General features: G+C 74.1%; 14 protein-coding genes and 1 tRNA gene. 3 read left to right on the top strand and 12 right to left on the bottom strand.

All coding sequences use genetic code 11. From position 1 onward, the window contains the following. Positions 1 to 9: 9 nt before the first annotated feature. The 3 genes from ACWIX7_RS17870 to ACWIX7_RS17860 form a co-directional block, all read right to left on the bottom strand. Entirely contained in the window at positions 10 to 1,230 is a 1,221-nt protein-coding gene (locus ACWIX7_RS17870) for a cytochrome P450 family protein (RefSeq protein ID WP_448617768.1), read from the bottom strand. Between the two features lie 147 nt (positions 1,231 to 1,377). Next, positions 1,378 to 2,157, bottom strand: a complete 780-nt coding sequence (locus tag ACWIX7_RS17865; RefSeq protein WP_448617767.1) for an aldo/keto reductase — start codon at positions 2,155 to 2,157, stop codon at positions 1,378 to 1,380. Positions 2,158 to 2,206: 49 nt separating this feature from the next. Beyond that, on the bottom strand, positions 2,207 to 3,016 hold the full coding sequence (locus tag ACWIX7_RS17860) for an alpha/beta fold hydrolase (protein WP_448617766.1): 810 nt from the start codon (positions 3,014 to 3,016) through the stop codon (positions 2,207 to 2,209). Between the two features lie 93 nt (positions 3,017 to 3,109). On the opposite strand from ACWIX7_RS17860, the gene ACWIX7_RS17855 reads away from it, so the two are divergent. Both ACWIX7_RS17855 and ACWIX7_RS17850 read left to right on the top strand, forming a co-directional pair. Continuing rightward, positions 3,110 to 4,504 (top strand): cystathionine beta-synthase, encoded by a 1,395-nt coding sequence (locus ACWIX7_RS17855; RefSeq protein ID WP_448617765.1) that lies wholly within the window; start codon positions 3,110 to 3,112, stop codon positions 4,502 to 4,504. 77 nt (positions 4,505 to 4,581) lie between these two features. Continuing rightward, positions 4,582 to 5,742, top strand: a complete 1,161-nt coding sequence (locus ACWIX7_RS17850) for a cystathionine gamma-synthase (RefSeq protein WP_448617764.1) — start codon at positions 4,582 to 4,584, stop codon at positions 5,740 to 5,742. Positions 5,743 to 5,931: 189 nt separating this feature from the next. On the opposite strand, the gene map is transcribed toward ACWIX7_RS17850, so the two are convergent. Together map and ACWIX7_RS17840 are read right to left on the bottom strand one after the other, a co-directional pair. Next, the gene (gene map, locus ACWIX7_RS17845; protein ID WP_448617763.1) at positions 5,932 to 6,702 is read right to left on the bottom strand and encodes a type I methionyl aminopeptidase; all 771 of its coding nucleotides are present in this window, start codon (positions 6,700 to 6,702) and stop codon (positions 5,932 to 5,934) included. Positions 6,703 to 6,793: 91 nt separating this feature from the next. Further along, a complete protein-coding gene (locus ACWIX7_RS17840) occupies positions 6,794 to 7,663 on the bottom strand; it encodes a polysaccharide pyruvyl transferase family protein (protein WP_448622165.1) in 870 nt (289 codons plus the stop codon). Between the two features lie 101 nt (positions 7,664 to 7,764). Between ACWIX7_RS17840 and ACWIX7_RS17835 the strand changes: the two genes are divergently transcribed. Further along, positions 7,765 to 8,274, top strand: coding sequence for a VOC family protein (locus ACWIX7_RS17835; RefSeq protein WP_448617762.1), 510 nt, complete (start codon positions 7,765 to 7,767; stop codon positions 8,272 to 8,274). 72 nt (positions 8,275 to 8,346) lie between these two features. Here ACWIX7_RS17835 and ACWIX7_RS17830 read toward each other — a convergent pair whose 3' ends face one another. From ACWIX7_RS17830 to ACWIX7_RS17800, 7 genes are all read right to left on the bottom strand, one after another. Further along, positions 8,347 to 8,634 carry a GNAT family N-acetyltransferase gene (locus ACWIX7_RS17830; RefSeq protein ID WP_448617761.1) on the bottom strand — a complete coding sequence of 96 codons (288 nt, stop codon included), beginning with the start codon at positions 8,632 to 8,634 and terminating at the stop codon, positions 8,347 to 8,349. A 126-nt stretch (positions 8,635 to 8,760) separates the two neighbouring features. After that, positions 8,761 to 8,952 carry a ferredoxin gene (locus tag ACWIX7_RS17825; protein WP_448617760.1) on the bottom strand — a complete coding sequence of 64 codons (192 nt, stop codon included), beginning with the start codon at positions 8,950 to 8,952 and terminating at the stop codon, positions 8,761 to 8,763. Beyond that, the gene (locus ACWIX7_RS17820; protein ID WP_448617759.1) at positions 8,952 to 10,241 is read right to left on the bottom strand and encodes a cytochrome P450; all 1,290 of its coding nucleotides are present in this window, start codon (positions 10,239 to 10,241) and stop codon (positions 8,952 to 8,954) included. Before ACWIX7_RS17820 ends, ACWIX7_RS17825 begins: the two co-directional genes overlap by 1 nt. Positions 10,242 to 10,371: 130 nt before the next feature. After that, positions 10,372 to 10,448 (bottom strand) — tRNA-Met (locus tag ACWIX7_RS17815). Between the two features lie 72 nt (positions 10,449 to 10,520). Continuing rightward, complete coding sequence (locus ACWIX7_RS17810; RefSeq protein ID WP_448617758.1) at positions 10,521 to 11,447, bottom strand: ABC transporter permease; 927 nt, start codon at positions 11,445 to 11,447, stop codon at positions 10,521 to 10,523. A 3-nt stretch (positions 11,448 to 11,450) separates the two neighbouring features. Further along, complete coding sequence (locus ACWIX7_RS17805; RefSeq protein ID WP_448617757.1) at positions 11,451 to 12,644, bottom strand: quaternary amine ABC transporter ATP-binding protein; 1,194 nt, start codon at positions 12,642 to 12,644, stop codon at positions 11,451 to 11,453. Between the two features lie 11 nt (positions 12,645 to 12,655). After that, complete coding sequence (locus ACWIX7_RS17800) at positions 12,656 to 13,615, bottom strand: glycine betaine ABC transporter substrate-binding protein (protein WP_448617756.1); 960 nt, start codon at positions 13,613 to 13,615, stop codon at positions 12,656 to 12,658. Positions 13,616 to 13,686: the final 71 nt, after the last annotated feature.

Genomic DNA, 13,686 nt, shown 5'->3' with positions numbered 1-13,686 from the left:
ACCGCCCGGCTACGCGGGGGCGCTCCCCGCGGCTGGCGGCTGCAGGACCACCGGCAGCTGCTCCAGGGCGTGGACGATGACGCTGCGCCGGTGGTGGAGGTCCTCCGGTGGCACGGCCAGGCGCAGGTCGGGGAACCGGTCCAGCAGCGACCGGAGGGCCACCTCACCCTCGAGACGCGCCAGGGGCGCGCCCAGGCAGAAGTGGATCCCGTGACCGAAGGACAGGTGCCCCCCGGTCTCGCGGTCGGGGTCGAGCAGCTCGGGCCGGTCGAAGCGTCCCGGGTCGCGGTTGGCCGCACCCACGGAGAGCGTGACCACCGACCCCGCGGGGATGGTGGTGCCCGAGTACTCGACGTCCTCGGCGGCGAAGCGCATCGGGGCGTTGTGCACGGGGCCGTCCCAGCGCAGGAACTCCTCGACCGCCGCGGGGATCCGCTGCGGGTCGGCGAGCAGGTGCTCGCGCAGCGCGGCGTCGGTGGCCACGCCCAGCACCGCGTTGCCGATGAGGTTGGCCGTGGTCTCGTGGCCGGCGATGAGCAGCAGCACGCCCATCGCGACGACCTCCTCGGTGCTGAGCTGGTCACCGGCCTCGGAGACCTCGACCAGGGCCGAGACCAGGGCGCCGTCCGGAGCACGCCGCTTGGTCTCGACGAGCGCGTGCAGGTACTCGGCCAGCCCCGCGGTGGCCTGCTGCTGGTCGACGTCGTCGTGGTCGTCGACCAGCGCGCGCGACCAGGTGCCGAAGGCGTCGCGGTCGGTGTCGGGCACCCCGAGCAGCTCGCAGATGACGGCCATGGGCAGCGGCACCGCGTAGGTGGCCAGCAGGTCTACCGGCTCGGTCCTGGGCACCGCGTCGAGCAGCGCGGCAGCCAGTGCCTCGATGCGGGGGCGCAGCTCGGCGGTGCGCCGCGCGGTGAACGCCCGGGAGACCAGCCGGCGCAGTCGCGTGTGGTCCGGCGGGTCGAGCAGGATCATCATCGAGCCGAAGGGGCCCGGCAGGCGCGGGGCCTGGGCGCGGACCTCCGGCGGCAGGATCGCGCGGTGGTCCTTGACCAGGCGGGGGTCGGTGAAGGCCGCGCGCACGTCGTCGTAGCGCGTGACCAGCCACGTGGTGCCGCCCCGGGGCAGCGCCACCTCCCGTACCGGGGCCTGGGCGCGCAGCCGCTCGTAGGCGGGATAGGGGTCGCGCCAGAAGGAGCCCTCGAAGACCGAGGCGTCGACCGCGGTCACCTCGGCACGCCCCTGGTGCCTCGGGGCCGCTGCGGTGGTCCGGGGACGAGGACGTCGTCCGGCAAGTGGCTCACCGGGCCAGCCTCGGGGGCGGCGGCCCCGGCGGCAAGGCGGACGGCGTGTCACCGGCGCCCTCCGCGCCGGAGCTCAGCCCTGTGCCAGGCCGTCGATCCGGGCGACCTCGTCGTCGGTGAGCGAGAACCCGCCGATCGCCAGGTTGGCCCGGATCCGCTCCGGCGTGGCCGACTTGGGGATGACGGCGACGCCGTGCTCCACGTGCCAGCGCAGCACCACCTGCGCCGGGGTGACCCCGTGTGCGTCGGCGACCTCGCGCAGCACCGGGTCGCCGAGGTCGGTGTTCTTGAACGGGCTGTAGCCCTCGAGGACGACGCCGCGTTCCCGGAGCCCGGCCTGGAGCACGGGGTCGTACCGGGACGGCGCCCAGCTGACCTGGTCGACCTGCGGCGTGACGCCGGTCGCCTCGGTCAGCTCGTCGATCTGCTCCAGCGAGTAGTTGCTCACGCCGATCGCCTGCACCCGGCCGGCCTCGCGCGCGGCGACGAAGCGCTCCCAGACGTCCGGCCGGGCACCGCCGGGTGGCCAGTGGACGAGCCACAGGTCGACCGCGTCGACGCCGAGCGCGTCGAGGGACCCCGCCAGCACCTGGTCGGCCTGGTCGGCCCGTGGCGGCGGCAGTTTGGTCGTCACGAACACCTCGTCCCGGTCGACGCCGGAGTCGCGCAACGCCCGCCCGACCTCGGACTCGTTGCGGTAGATCGCCGCGGTGTCGAGGTGTCGGTAGCCGGCGTCCAGGGCGGTGCGGACGGCCTCGTAGCACTCGGAGCCGTTCATCAGCCAGGTGCCGAACCCGATCAGCGGCATGCCGGGGGCACCGTCGAGCGGGACGGTGGGGAAGCTCTCGGTCATGCCGCATCGTCTCGGCTGACCGGGTCTGCCGACAACCCCGGCGATCCGGTCAGCCGAGGAACCCGTCGACGACCACCGCGAGCTCGGGGCTCGAGGAGACGTCGTAGTGGGTGCGCCCGGGCAGGACGGCCAGCCGGGACGCCGGCCGTCCGGAGCCGTCCCACCCGGCGTCGCGCAGCCCCCCGCCGAGCAGCGCGAAGAAGTCGGCGGCGTGCGCGGGCGGGATGCTGTCCGCGTCACCGTAGACGAGGTGCACCGGCGCGGTGATCCCCCGGACCTCCTCGCTCCAGTCGTAGGGGGTGCGCAGCAGCGCGCCGGTCTTGTCCATCAGCACCGGGAACCGGTCGGGGTCCGGGGCGACGGCGACGTAGGCCGTGTACATGGGCGTCTGCCGCATTATCTCGAAACCCGCGGCGCCCACCTGGTCCATGCCGGCCAGGACGTCGGGGAACCAGCCGTCGCGGCGGCAGGGCGCGGAGACGACGACGAGCCGCCGCACCACCTCGGGGTGCCGGATCGCCGCGCGCAGGCAGACGCCGCCGCCGAGGGAGTAGCCCATGAGGTCCGCAGGCCCCAGGTCGAGGTGCCGCACGAGCGCGGCCACGTCGTCGGCCAGGGCGTCCCAGGAGAAGGGCCGGTCCACGTCGGCGGTGTGGCCGTGCCCCTGCAGCTCGACGGCCACCACCCGCCGCCCGGTGGCCAGCCGGTCGAGGACGTCGCCGAACGCCTCCACCACGCCGAAGCCGCCGTGCACGACCACCAGCGGGGTGCCGCCCTGCCCCAGGCTCCGCCAGTACATCTGCACCCCGCCGGTGACCGGTGCGTACCCCTCGTCGACCCGCAGGTCCGTCGTCGTCATGCTGGGTACGACGGCTCCCGGGCGCGGGACTCGTCGCCGGTGGTGGGATGGGGCGCCGAGCGCCCGTCGGGGGTGCCGGCTGAGGAGGTCTGCGTGCAGTACGCCGAGAACGTCATCGAACTGGTCGGGCACACCCCGCTGGTCCGGTTGACGTCCGTGACCCGCGACCTGGGGCCGGACGCGCCCCTGGTGCTGGCCAAGGTGGAGTACCTCAACCCCGGCGGCTCGGTGAAGGACCGCATCGCCGTTCGGATGGTCGACGAGGCCGAGGCCAGCGGCGTGCTGCAGCCGGGCGGGACGATCGTCGAGCCGACCAGCGGCAACACCGGCATCGGGCTGGCGCTGGTGGCCCAGCAGCGCGGCTACCGCTGCGTCTTCGTCTGCCCCGACAAGGTGGGCAAGGAGAAGATCGACGTGCTCAAGGCCTACGGCGCCGAGGTGCACGTCTGCCCCACCGCCGTCGACCCGGCCGACCCGCGCTCCTACTACTCGGTCTCCGACCGGCTGGCCCGCGAGATCCCCGGCGGCTGGAAGCCCGACCAGTACGCCAACCCGGCCAACCCGCGGTCGCACTACGAGAGCACCGGCCCGGAGATCTGGGAGCAGACCGACGGGCGGGTCACCTGCTTCGTCACCGGGGTCGGCACCGGCGGCACGATCAGCGGCACCGGCCGCTACCTCAAGGAGGTCTCCGGCGGAGGGGTGCGCGTCGTCGGCGTCGACCCCGAGGGCTCGGTCTACTCCGGTGGCACCGGGCGGCCGTACCTGGTCGAGGGCGTGGGCGAGGACTTCTGGCCCGACGCCTACGACCGCTCCATCGCCGACGAGATCGTCGCCGTCAGCGACGGCGACTCCTTCGCGATGACCCGGCGGCTGGCCCGTGAGGAGGGGCTGCTGGTCGGCGGCTCGTGCGGCATGGCGGTGGCCGGCGCGCTGCGCGCCGCCGAGCGCCTCACCAAGGACGACGTCCTGGTCGTGCTGCTGCCCGACGGCGGGCGCGGCTACCTCGGGAAGATCTACAACGACGACTGGATGGCCGACTACGGCTTCCTCGAGCAGGCCACCCAGGGCACCGTCGGTGAGCTGCTCGCCGGCAAGGGCGGGACGACGCCGGAGCTGGTGCACACCCACCCGAACGAGACGGTTCGCGACGCCATCGACATCCTCCGGGAGTACGGCGTCAGCCAGCTGCCGGTGGTGCGCGCCGAGCCCCCGGTGACCGCCGGCGAGGTCGTCGGGTCGGTCGAGGAGAAGACGCTGCTCGACGCGCTGTTCGCCGGGCGGGCCAACCTCGCCGACCGGGTGGAGCGGCACATGTCCCCGCCGCTGCCGATCATCGGCTCCGGCGAGCCGGTCAGCGCCGCGGTCGCGGCCCTCGGGACGGCGGACGCGCTGCTGGTGCACGAGGAGGGCAAACCGGCCGGCGTGGTCACCCGGCAGGACGTGCTCGGGCACCTCGCCGGGCTGGCTCCTACGGTCGAGGCATGAGCGCCGAAGACGACGCGCGAGCGAGCATCGCAGCGAGCGCCAGCGAGCGAGGAGCGGAACGAGGGCGGAGTCGAGCCATGGGACAGGGTTTCAACACGCGCGCCATCCACGCCGGGCAGGACGCGGACCCGGCCACCGGCGACGTCGTCGTCCCGCTGCACCTGGCGACCACCTTCAAGCAGGACGGCGTCGGCGGGCTGCGCGGCGGCTACGAGTACGCGCGCAGCGCCAACCCCACCCGGACGGCGCTGCAGGAGGCCCTGGCCGCCCTCGAGCAGGGGCGCACCGGACTGGCCTTCGCCTCCGGCCTGGCCGCCGAGGACACGCTGCTGCGGACGGTCTGCGAGCCGGGCAGTCACGTCGTGCTCGGCGGGGACGCCTACGGCGGGACCTTCCGGCTGATCTCGAAGGTCGCCTCCCGTTGGGGCGTCGAGCACACGCCGGCCGACCTGAACGACGTCGACGCGCTGCGGGCAGCGATCCGGCCGAGCACGCGGGTCATCTGGTGCGAGACGCCGACCAACCCGCTGCTCAACATCGCCGACATCGCACTGCTCGCCGAGGTCGCGCACGACGTCGGGGCGCTGCTCGTCGTCGACAACACCTTCGCCTCGCCCTACCTGCAGCAGCCGCTGACGCTGGGCGCCGACGTCGTCGTCCACTCGACGACGAAGTACCTGGGCGGGCACTCCGACGTCGTCGGCGGCGCCCTGGTCATCGGGGAGGGGGCCTCCGGGGACGACGACGACCTCGCCGAGCGGCTCGCCTTCCACCAGAACGCGATGGGCGCGGTGTCCGGCCCGCTCTCCGACTGGCTGGTGCTGCGCGGCATCAAGACCCTCGGCGTCCGGATGGACCGGCACCAGGCCAACGCCGCCCAGGTCGCGGAGTTCCTCCTCGGCCACCCGGCGGTCGCGTCCGTGCGGTACCCGGGCCTGCCCGACCACCCCGGCCACGACATCGCGGCGAAGCAGATGTCCGGGTTCGGCGGGATGCTCTCGTTCCGCCTCGCCGGTGGGGAGGACGCCGCCCTGCGGGTGTGCGAGCGGGCGCAGGTGTTCACCCTCGCGGAGTCCCTGGGCGGCGTGGAGTCGCTGATCGAGCACCCGGCGCGGATGACCCACGCCAGCGCGGCCGGGTCGCCGCTGGAGGTGCCGGCCGACCTGGTGCGGCTCTCGGTCGGCATCGAGGACGCCGAGGACCTCATCGCCGACCTGGACCAGGCCTTGACACCGTGACCCTCCGGGTCACACCGCGGCCAGGTAGCGTCCCCGGCCGCCGCCGAGCCGCTGCCCGTGTCCCGGTCGGGAGACCCTCCGGGCCCCCGCGACCGGACCACACCGCGGCCAGGTAGCGTCCCCGGCCGCCGCCGAGCCGCTGCGTCGCTCCTCGGAGGCCTCCGGCCCCCACTCGTCGCGGCCTGCGGGTCAGCGCGGAGCGGTGAGGATGCGGGGGCCGTCGTCGGTGACCGCCACGGTGTGCTCGACGTGCGCCGCGCGGCTGCCGTCGGCGCTGTAGAGCGTCCAGCCGTCGGCGGCGACCCGGTAGTCGTCGCTGCCGCCGGCGAGGAACCAGGGCTCGATCGCGATCACCAGGCCCGGACGCAGCGGCAGCCCGCGGCCGGGGCGGCCCTCGTTCGGGACGGACGGCGGCTCGTGCATCGAGCGACCCACGCCGTGCCCGCCCTGGTCGGTGTTGATCCCGCACCCGCCAGCCCGGCCCACGGCGCCGATCGCCGCGGAGATGTCGCCGACCCGGTTGCCGACGACGGCGGCGGCGATCCCGGCTGCCAGCGCGCGTTCGGTGGTCGCGACCAGCTCCAGGTCCTCCGGTCGCGGCGTGCCCACCGGGAAGGTGATCGCGGCATCGCCCACCCAGCCGTCGAGGGTGGCCCCGGCGTCGACGCTGAGCAGGTCGCCGTCCTCCAGCTCCTGCGGGGTCGGGATGCCGTGCAGCGCGACGTCGTTGACCGACAGGCAGACGACGCCGGGGAACGGCGGCGTGGTGGCCAGCGGCGCGTACCCGAGGAAGGGCGAGGAGGCGCCGGCGTCGGCGAGGACGGCGCGGGCCACCTCGTCCAGCTGGGTGAGCCGGACACCCGGGGCCGCTGCGGCACGGACGGCGGCCAGCATGTCGGCCACGACGGCTCCGGCGGCGCGCATCGCGTCCAGCTCGCCCGGCGTGCGCAACTCGATCAACGGTCCTCCTCGGGCGGCGAGATCGGGGATCTCGCACGGGTACGGGCCTACAAGCGTGCGAGATCGGCGAGCTCGCCGGCGAGTCGGGGGCTCAACCGGCGAGCTGCTCCTCCAACCAGGCCCGCGCGCGGGCGTTGCCCGACCGGCCCCGCTCCCCCGCGGCCCGCACCCGCTCGGCCAGCTCGCCGGACAGGCAGCGCGCCAGGGCGGCGTCGAGCGCCTCGGCGGTGAGCTCGTCGGCGGGCACGACGAGCGGCCAGTCCAGCGCCGCGGCCTGGCTGGCGACCTTGGCGCCGCCGGCGATCGGGTCGCAGGCGACGACCGGCCGGCCGTGCTTGAGGCCGAGCACCAGCGCGTGCAGCCGCATGCTCACCACGACGTCGGCCCGGCGCACCAACGCCTCCACCTGGGCCGGACGGCGGGCGTGCGGCTTCTCGTAGAGGTCCATGTCGAGCTCGAACCAGGGCAGCGCACGGTCGGCCAGCCACTCCTCGATGGCGTCACGGACCCGCTCGGCCTGGCTGCGCTCCCCGTACTCGCCCTGCACCGGCGTGAACGCGACCGCGACGACCGGCACCTGCGGCTCGGGGCCCTCGACGGCGAGGTCCGGGCGGGCCAGCCCCGGCGCATCGCGCTCCCACACCTGGTCGAACAGGACCCGTGCGGACTCCTGCACCACCGACACGTTGACCGCCCAGCGCTGTGCGCCGGCGAAGGTCTCGGCGAGCTCGCGCAGCAGCGGCCGGTCGGCCAGCGGGCCGCTGACGAACACCAGGTGCGTGTAGGCGGCCGGGTCGACGTCCCGCCAGTCCACGCCGCGCTCCATGTACGGCGCCCAGGCGACGTCGTGGTCGACGCCCAGCTCGGTGAGCCACCGGGCCACCACGTCGGCGCCCAGTTCGTCGCCGACGGTGGTGATCACCTCGTCGAAGGAGAACCACCCGGCGAGCAGCACACGCATGGTCACCACACTCGCACCCACAGGTGACCACGGCCCGGCGGGGGAAGGAGATCCTGGTCGCAGCGGTCGTCCCGACCGCCGACCGACCCCGAGGAGGACCCGTGAGCGACACCGCCAGCGACCTGGACCTGTCCGCCATCGAGCAGGAGCGCACCCGGATACGGGAGGCGCACCTCAAGCCCCCGGGCGAGCGGCCGGCGTCGACCGCCCGCGGTCTGCACCACACCGCGCTGATCAGCAGCGACGTCGAGCGCACCGTGCGCTTCTACCAGGACGTGCTGGGCTTCCCGCTGACCGAGCTCATCGAGAACCGCGACTACCCCGGCTCCTCGCACTTCTTCTTCGACATCGGCAACGGCAACCTCATCGCCTTCTTCGACTTCCCCGGCCTGGACGTCGGCCCCTACGCCGAGGTGCTCGGCGGGCTGCACCACATGGCCATCAGCGTCGCCCCCGAGCGCTGGTCCGAGCTGGTGCAGCGGCTCACCGACGCCGGCGTGGCACACGAGGTGCACAGCGGCGTCTCGGTCTACTTCCGCGACCCCGACGGCGCCCGCATCGAGCTGATCGCCGACCCGCTCGGGGAGATGTACGGCCACCAGGTCCTGTGAACAAGGACCCCGTCCTCCCCACCCTTCGCAAGCTCAGGGCGGGACCCGGACGGGGCCGCTCCGGACGCGGCGCTAGGCCGAGGTGTCGACCAGGTCGGCGTAGTCGGGGTGGCGGTCGATCCAGGCGCGGACGAACGAGCAGTGCGCCACCACCTGCCGCCCGTGCGCCCGGACGTCGTCCAGCGCGCCGCGGACCAGCGTGCTGCCCACGCCGCTGCCCTCTGCATCGGGGTCGACCTCGGTGTGGGTGAACACCACCCGGTCGCCCCGCCGCTGGTAGGCGGCCAGGCCCACCACGCGGTCGCCGGCACGGGCCTCGTAGCGGCCGGCCTCGGGGACGTCGGTGACGGTGAGCTCCATGCCGGCACATCCTCCTCGGTCCCGTCCAGGCCAGCGCCCCGAGCCCTGACGGCCCACGTGCAGGCAGGAGGACCCCCTGCAGGGCCCGTCGCGAGCGTGCGAGCGGTGGGGACAGGGGTCCTCCCATCAGTCGGCGAGCCCCAGCGCCCCGGTCGGGCACTGCGAGACGGCGTCCCGGACGGCGTCCTCGTAGGCCTGCCCGGGCTGCGGCTGCAGCACCCGGACGACGCCGTCCTCCCCGACCTCGAAGACGTCCGGCGCCAGGAGCTCGCAGGTGCCCGATCCGACGCAGAGGTCGCGGTCGGCCTCGATGCGCATCAGCGCCCTCCGCCCAGCCGGGCCGGCAGCCGCTTGACGCCGTTGACGAACGACGACCGCAGCCGGTCCGGCTCCCCGGTGACCTCGAGGTCGGGCAACTGGTCGAACAGCGCCCGGAAGGTCACCGCCAGCTCCCGGCGGGCCAGGTGCGCGCCCAGGCAGAAGTGCGGCCCCCTCGACCCGAACCCGACGTGCGGGTTGGGGTCCCGGCCCAGGTCGAGGACCTCCGGGTCCCGGAACACGGCGGGGTCGCGGTTCGCGGCGGCGTAGAGGAGCAGGAACTTGTCGCCCGCCCGGAACCGGTGACCGTTCACCTCGCCGTCCCGCGTGGCGGTGCGCCGCATCCAGGTGACCGGGCTGGTCCAGCGCACCACCTCCTCGACGGCGGTGCGGTCCAGCCCAGGGTCGGCCGCCCACCGCGCCCGCTGGTCGGGGTGCTCGTGCAGCGCCAGCACGCCCTGGGAGATGGCATTCCGGGTGGTCTCGTTGCCGGCGACCAGCAGGAGGATGAAGAACGAGGCGATCTCCTGCTGGGACAGCCGCTCGCCGTCGACCTCCGTGGTGACCAGCGCGGTGGTGAGGTCCGACTGCGGGTGCGCCAGCCGCTCGGCGGCCAGCCGCTCCATGAGCCCGGCGAGCTCCATCCCGGCCAGCAGGAAGGCGCTGACCGGGTCGTTCTCGTCCTCGATGAGCTCGGGGTCCCCACCGGAGAGGATGATGTTGGACTGCGCGAGGACGGTCGCCCGGGCCTCCTCCGGGATGCCCATCATGTCGCAGATGACCCGCAGCGGGATCGGTGCGGCGAGGTCGGCCACGACGTCGATCGCGCCGTCCTGCGCCTCCGCGGTCCGGCGGGCCCGCGTCAGGACGTCGTCGACGACCGACCTGACCTGGTCGACCAGCTGCTCCAGCACGCGCGGGGTGAACGCCTTGGACACGATGCGCCGGATCTTGGCGTGCCGGGGGTCGTCCATGCTGATCAGCGAGCCGTAGAACTCGTTGAGGTCGGCCGGGACGTCGGGGATGGACACCGCGCCGCGCCCCGAGCAGAAGAGCGCGGGCTGGGAGCTGATCGCCTCCAGGTCGGCGTAGCGGGTGACGGCCCAGTAGCCGGGCCCGACCGGGATCCCCGGCAGCTCCGGCTCGGCGAAGAACGCGAAGGGTCGCTCCCTGCGCAGTGCCGCGAAGGTCGCGTACCGCACCGACGGCGGGCCGGCCCACCAGTCCCGGTCCGAGAGGTCGACCGCGTCCAGGTCGACGGGTCCGGGCGGAACGGCCTCAACGGTCACAGGTGCCCTCCATCGGAGCGTCGGTGACCGCGACGTTAGGGAGCCGGCCGGTGACGCACAACACCTCCGCGGCAGCCGGCAGCACGACGACGGAGGGCCCGGTCACCGTGGTGACCGGGCCCTCCGTACGTGGTAGCGGGGACAGGATTCGAACCTGTGACCTCTGGGTTATGAGCCCAGCGAGCTACCGAGCTGCTCCACCCCGCGTCGGTGAGACCACCATACACGTCCCGCCGGCACCACCGAGCGCGGCGGTGTGGGTGGCCCCCGGTGTCCCCGTCAGACGGGCTCCGGCGCACCGGCCCGGGCCGGCTCCCCGGCGTCCGGCGCCGTCCTCGCACCGGGCAGCGTCCGGCGCGCCCGGCCCCGCACCAGCCGCGACAGGGCCGTGGGCTGACCGAACGCCGCCGTCAGCCGGTCGAGGAACACCGCCAGCAGGACGACGGCGAGCCCGCCCTCGAACCCGGAGCCGACATCGAGCTGGGTCACCGCCCGCACCACCACCGCGCCGAGCCCGGCGGCGCCGAGCAGGCCGGCCGTGACGACCATCGACAGCGCCAGCATGATCACCTGGTTGATGCCGGCCATGATCGACGGCAGTGCGAGCGGCAGCTGGACCTCCCGCAGCACCTGCCCCGGCCGGGCACCGAAGGCCTGCGCGGCCTCCACCACCTCCCGGTCGACCTGGCGGATGCCGAGCTCGGTCAACCGGACGCCGGGCGGGATGGCGAACAGGATCGTCGCCACGACACCGGGCACGACCCCGACCCCGAAGAAGAAGACGGCCGGGATCAGGTAGACGAAGACCGGTGTCGTCTGCATGAAGTCCAGCACCGGGCGGACGACGACGCTGACCGCCCGGTGCCGGGCCGCCAGGATCCCGATCGGCACCGCGACCGCCGTGGCGACCACCGCCGCCACGAGGACCAGCGCGAGGGTCTGCATCGTCTCGACCCACAGCTCCAGCGACACCACCAGGAGGAACGCCAGGACCGAGTACAGCGCCAGCCCCGGGCCGCGCAGCACCAGGGCGAGCAGGGCGAAGACGACGATCCACACCACCGGCGGCGGTGAGACCAGCGCGTCGGTCAGGGCGTCGACGAGCACCTGCATGACCGCCGAGATGCCGTCGAACAGCCACGGCACCGTGGCCAGCAGCCAGTCGATGAGGTCCGACACCCACTGCCCGAGGGGGACGTGCGGCACGGCTCAGCCCTCCCGTCGCGCGGGGACGGCGGCCAGCGCGTCGAGCACGGCCGCCCGGGGGACGACGCCGAGCAGCCGGCCGTCGTCGTCCACGACTCCCAGCGGCACCGCGGAGCGGCCGACCAGGTGGATGAACTCGACGAGCGGGCGGTCCGGCGTGATCGTGGCGAAGTCGGCGACCAGCTCCCGCGGGCCGAGGGCCGTCCGGCCCTCCTGCACCGCGCGGGCCAGCAGGTCGTCGCGGGCCACCCCGGCGATCCGCCCGTCCTCGCCGAGCACGTAGACGCCGTTGGCCTCGGCGGCACCGAGGGCGCGCAGCACCTCCCCCGCCGGCTGCCCGAGCCGGGCGGTCAGCCGCGGCTCACGCAGCAGGTCGCCCGCGGTGAGCACGCGGGTCCGGTCGACGTCCGAGGTGAAGTCGGCGACGTACGCGTCGGCCGGTGCGGAGATGATCTCCGGGCCGGTGCCCAGCTGCACCGTGCGCCCGTCCTTGAGCATCAGGATGCGGTCGCCCAGCCGCATGGCCTCGTTGAGGTCGTGGGTGATGAAGACGATCGTCTTGTGCAGCTCGGTCTGCAGCCGGACCAGCAGGTCCTGCATGTCGCGCCGGATGAGCGGGTCGAGCGCGGAGAACGGCTCGTCCATGAGCAGGACGTCGGAGTCCGCGGCCAGCGCGCGGGCCAGGCCCACGCGTTGCTGCATGCCGCCGGAGAGCTGGTCGGGCCGGGCGTGGGCCCGGTCGAGCAACCCGACCGTCCGCAGCGCCCAGTCGGCCCGCTCCCGCTGCTCGGCCGCGGGGGCGCCGCGCACCTTGAGCGCGTAGGCCGCGTTCTCCCGCACGGTGCGGTGCGGGAGCAGCGCGAAGTGCTGGAACACCATGCCGACCCGCTCGTTGCGCAGCGTCCGCAGGTCGGCGTCGCCCAGAGAGCGCAGGTCCTGGCCGTCGACCTCGACCGTGCCCGCGCTGGGCTCGATCAGCCGGTTGAGCAACCGGACCAGCGTCGACTTCCCCGACCCGGACAGCCCCATGACGACGAAGAGCTCACCCCGCTCGACGGTGAAGCCGACGTCGTGCACGGCCAGCGTCGAGCCGGTGCGGCGCTGGACCTCGTCGCGCCCCACCCCCTCGGCGGCCAGCCGCAGCGCCTCCTGCTCGCGCGGGCCGAAGACCTTGGTCAGTCCCGTGGCGCGCAGCACCGGCGGCACGGTCAGCCGATCCACTGGTCGATCTGGTCGGCGTGCCCGTCGACCCACTGGCGCGCGACCGTCGCGACCTCCTCGCCGTCGACGTCGACCTGCTTCTGCATCGCCTCCATCTCCTCGACGGAGATGCGCAGGTCGGTCAGCAGGTCGACGAAGGCCGGGGCCTGCTCGCGCAGCTCCGTGCTGGCGGCGATGTTGGCGCTGTACGACGGCATCGCGCAGGCGCCGTCCCCCGTGGTGAGGCAGCCGTCGCTGTAGGGCGTGGGCTCCTCGAGCTGGACCATCTCGTACTGCGCGAACACCGCGTGCGGGTGGTACAGGTACAGCACGATCGGCTCCTCACGGCTGTAGCTGTTCTCCAGCTGGGCGAGCTCGGCCGCCTCGCTGGAGACGACGTGCTCCAGCGTGACCCCGTAGCCCTGGAGCCGCTTGGCGTTCTGCTCGGTGGTGATGTAGCCCGGGTCGGCGTCGTAGAACTTCCCGCCCAGCTGGTCGGCGTAGTCGTTGAGCTGGGTGACGCTGGTCAGCCCCTCGAGCGGGCCGCCGGGCGCGACGGCGTAGGCGGGCACGAACCAGCCCTGCGCGGCGTCGCCGTAGGTCTCGGAGACGATCTGCACCCGGTCGGCGGCCTCGTCGGCGAGCTGCTGCTGGTTGGGCAGCGCGACCTCGGTGAGCAGGTCGATGTCCCCGCGCTGCGCGCCGGTCCAGGCCGCCGCCGGGTCGAGCTGCGTGGTGGCCAGCGAGGCGACGCCGAGGTCGGGGTGGTCGGCGGCGATCTCGCTGATGATCGAGTTGGTCAGGCCGGCGGCGGTCCAGCTGAACTGCGCGGTCTGGACGGTGATGCCGCTCCCCCCGCCGGTGGCGCTCTCGGCGCCCTCCTCGGCGCTGCACCCGGCGACGGTGGCGGTGAGGAGGGCGGCCAGCGCCACCGCGGATGCGCGGGGACGGGTCGTGGTGCGCAGCATGAGGGTCTTCTCTCGTCGTAGCGCCGGGGTCGTACGGCGAGGCGCAGGCCCCTCGGGGGGACCTGCGCCTC

This window comes from Geodermatophilus sp. URMC 65 (genome assembly GCF_053502545.1).
Note: the sequence above shows the minus strand (reverse complement) of the source record. Positions and strands in the feature narration are given on the sequence as shown.

What these genes read in the sequence shown, in the direction of transcription:
- ACWIX7_RS17800 (WP_448617756.1), bottom strand. Translation starts at nt 13,615, where the DNA reads ATGCTGCGCACCACGACCCGTCCCCGCGCATCCGCGGTGGCGCTGGCC.
- ACWIX7_RS17860 (WP_448617766.1), bottom strand. Translation starts at nt 3,016, where the DNA reads ATGACGACGACGGACCTGCGGGTCGACGAGGGGTACGCACCGGTCACC.
- ACWIX7_RS17830 (WP_448617761.1), bottom strand. Translation starts at nt 8,634, where the DNA reads ATGGAGCTCACCGTCACCGACGTCCCCGAGGCCGGCCGCTACGAGGCC.
- ACWIX7_RS17850 (WP_448617764.1), top strand. Translation starts at nt 4,582, where the DNA reads ATGGGACAGGGTTTCAACACGCGCGCCATCCACGCCGGGCAGGACGCG.
- ACWIX7_RS17865 (WP_448617767.1), bottom strand. Translation starts at nt 2,157, where the DNA reads ATGACCGAGAGCTTCCCCACCGTCCCGCTCGACGGTGCCCCCGGCATG.
- ACWIX7_RS17840 (WP_448622165.1), bottom strand. Translation starts at nt 7,663, where the DNA reads ATGCGTGTGCTGCTCGCCGGGTGGTTCTCCTTCGACGAGGTGATCACC.
- ACWIX7_RS17825 (WP_448617760.1), bottom strand. Translation starts at nt 8,952, where the DNA reads ATGCGCATCGAGGCCGACCGCGACCTCTGCGTCGGATCGGGCACCTGC.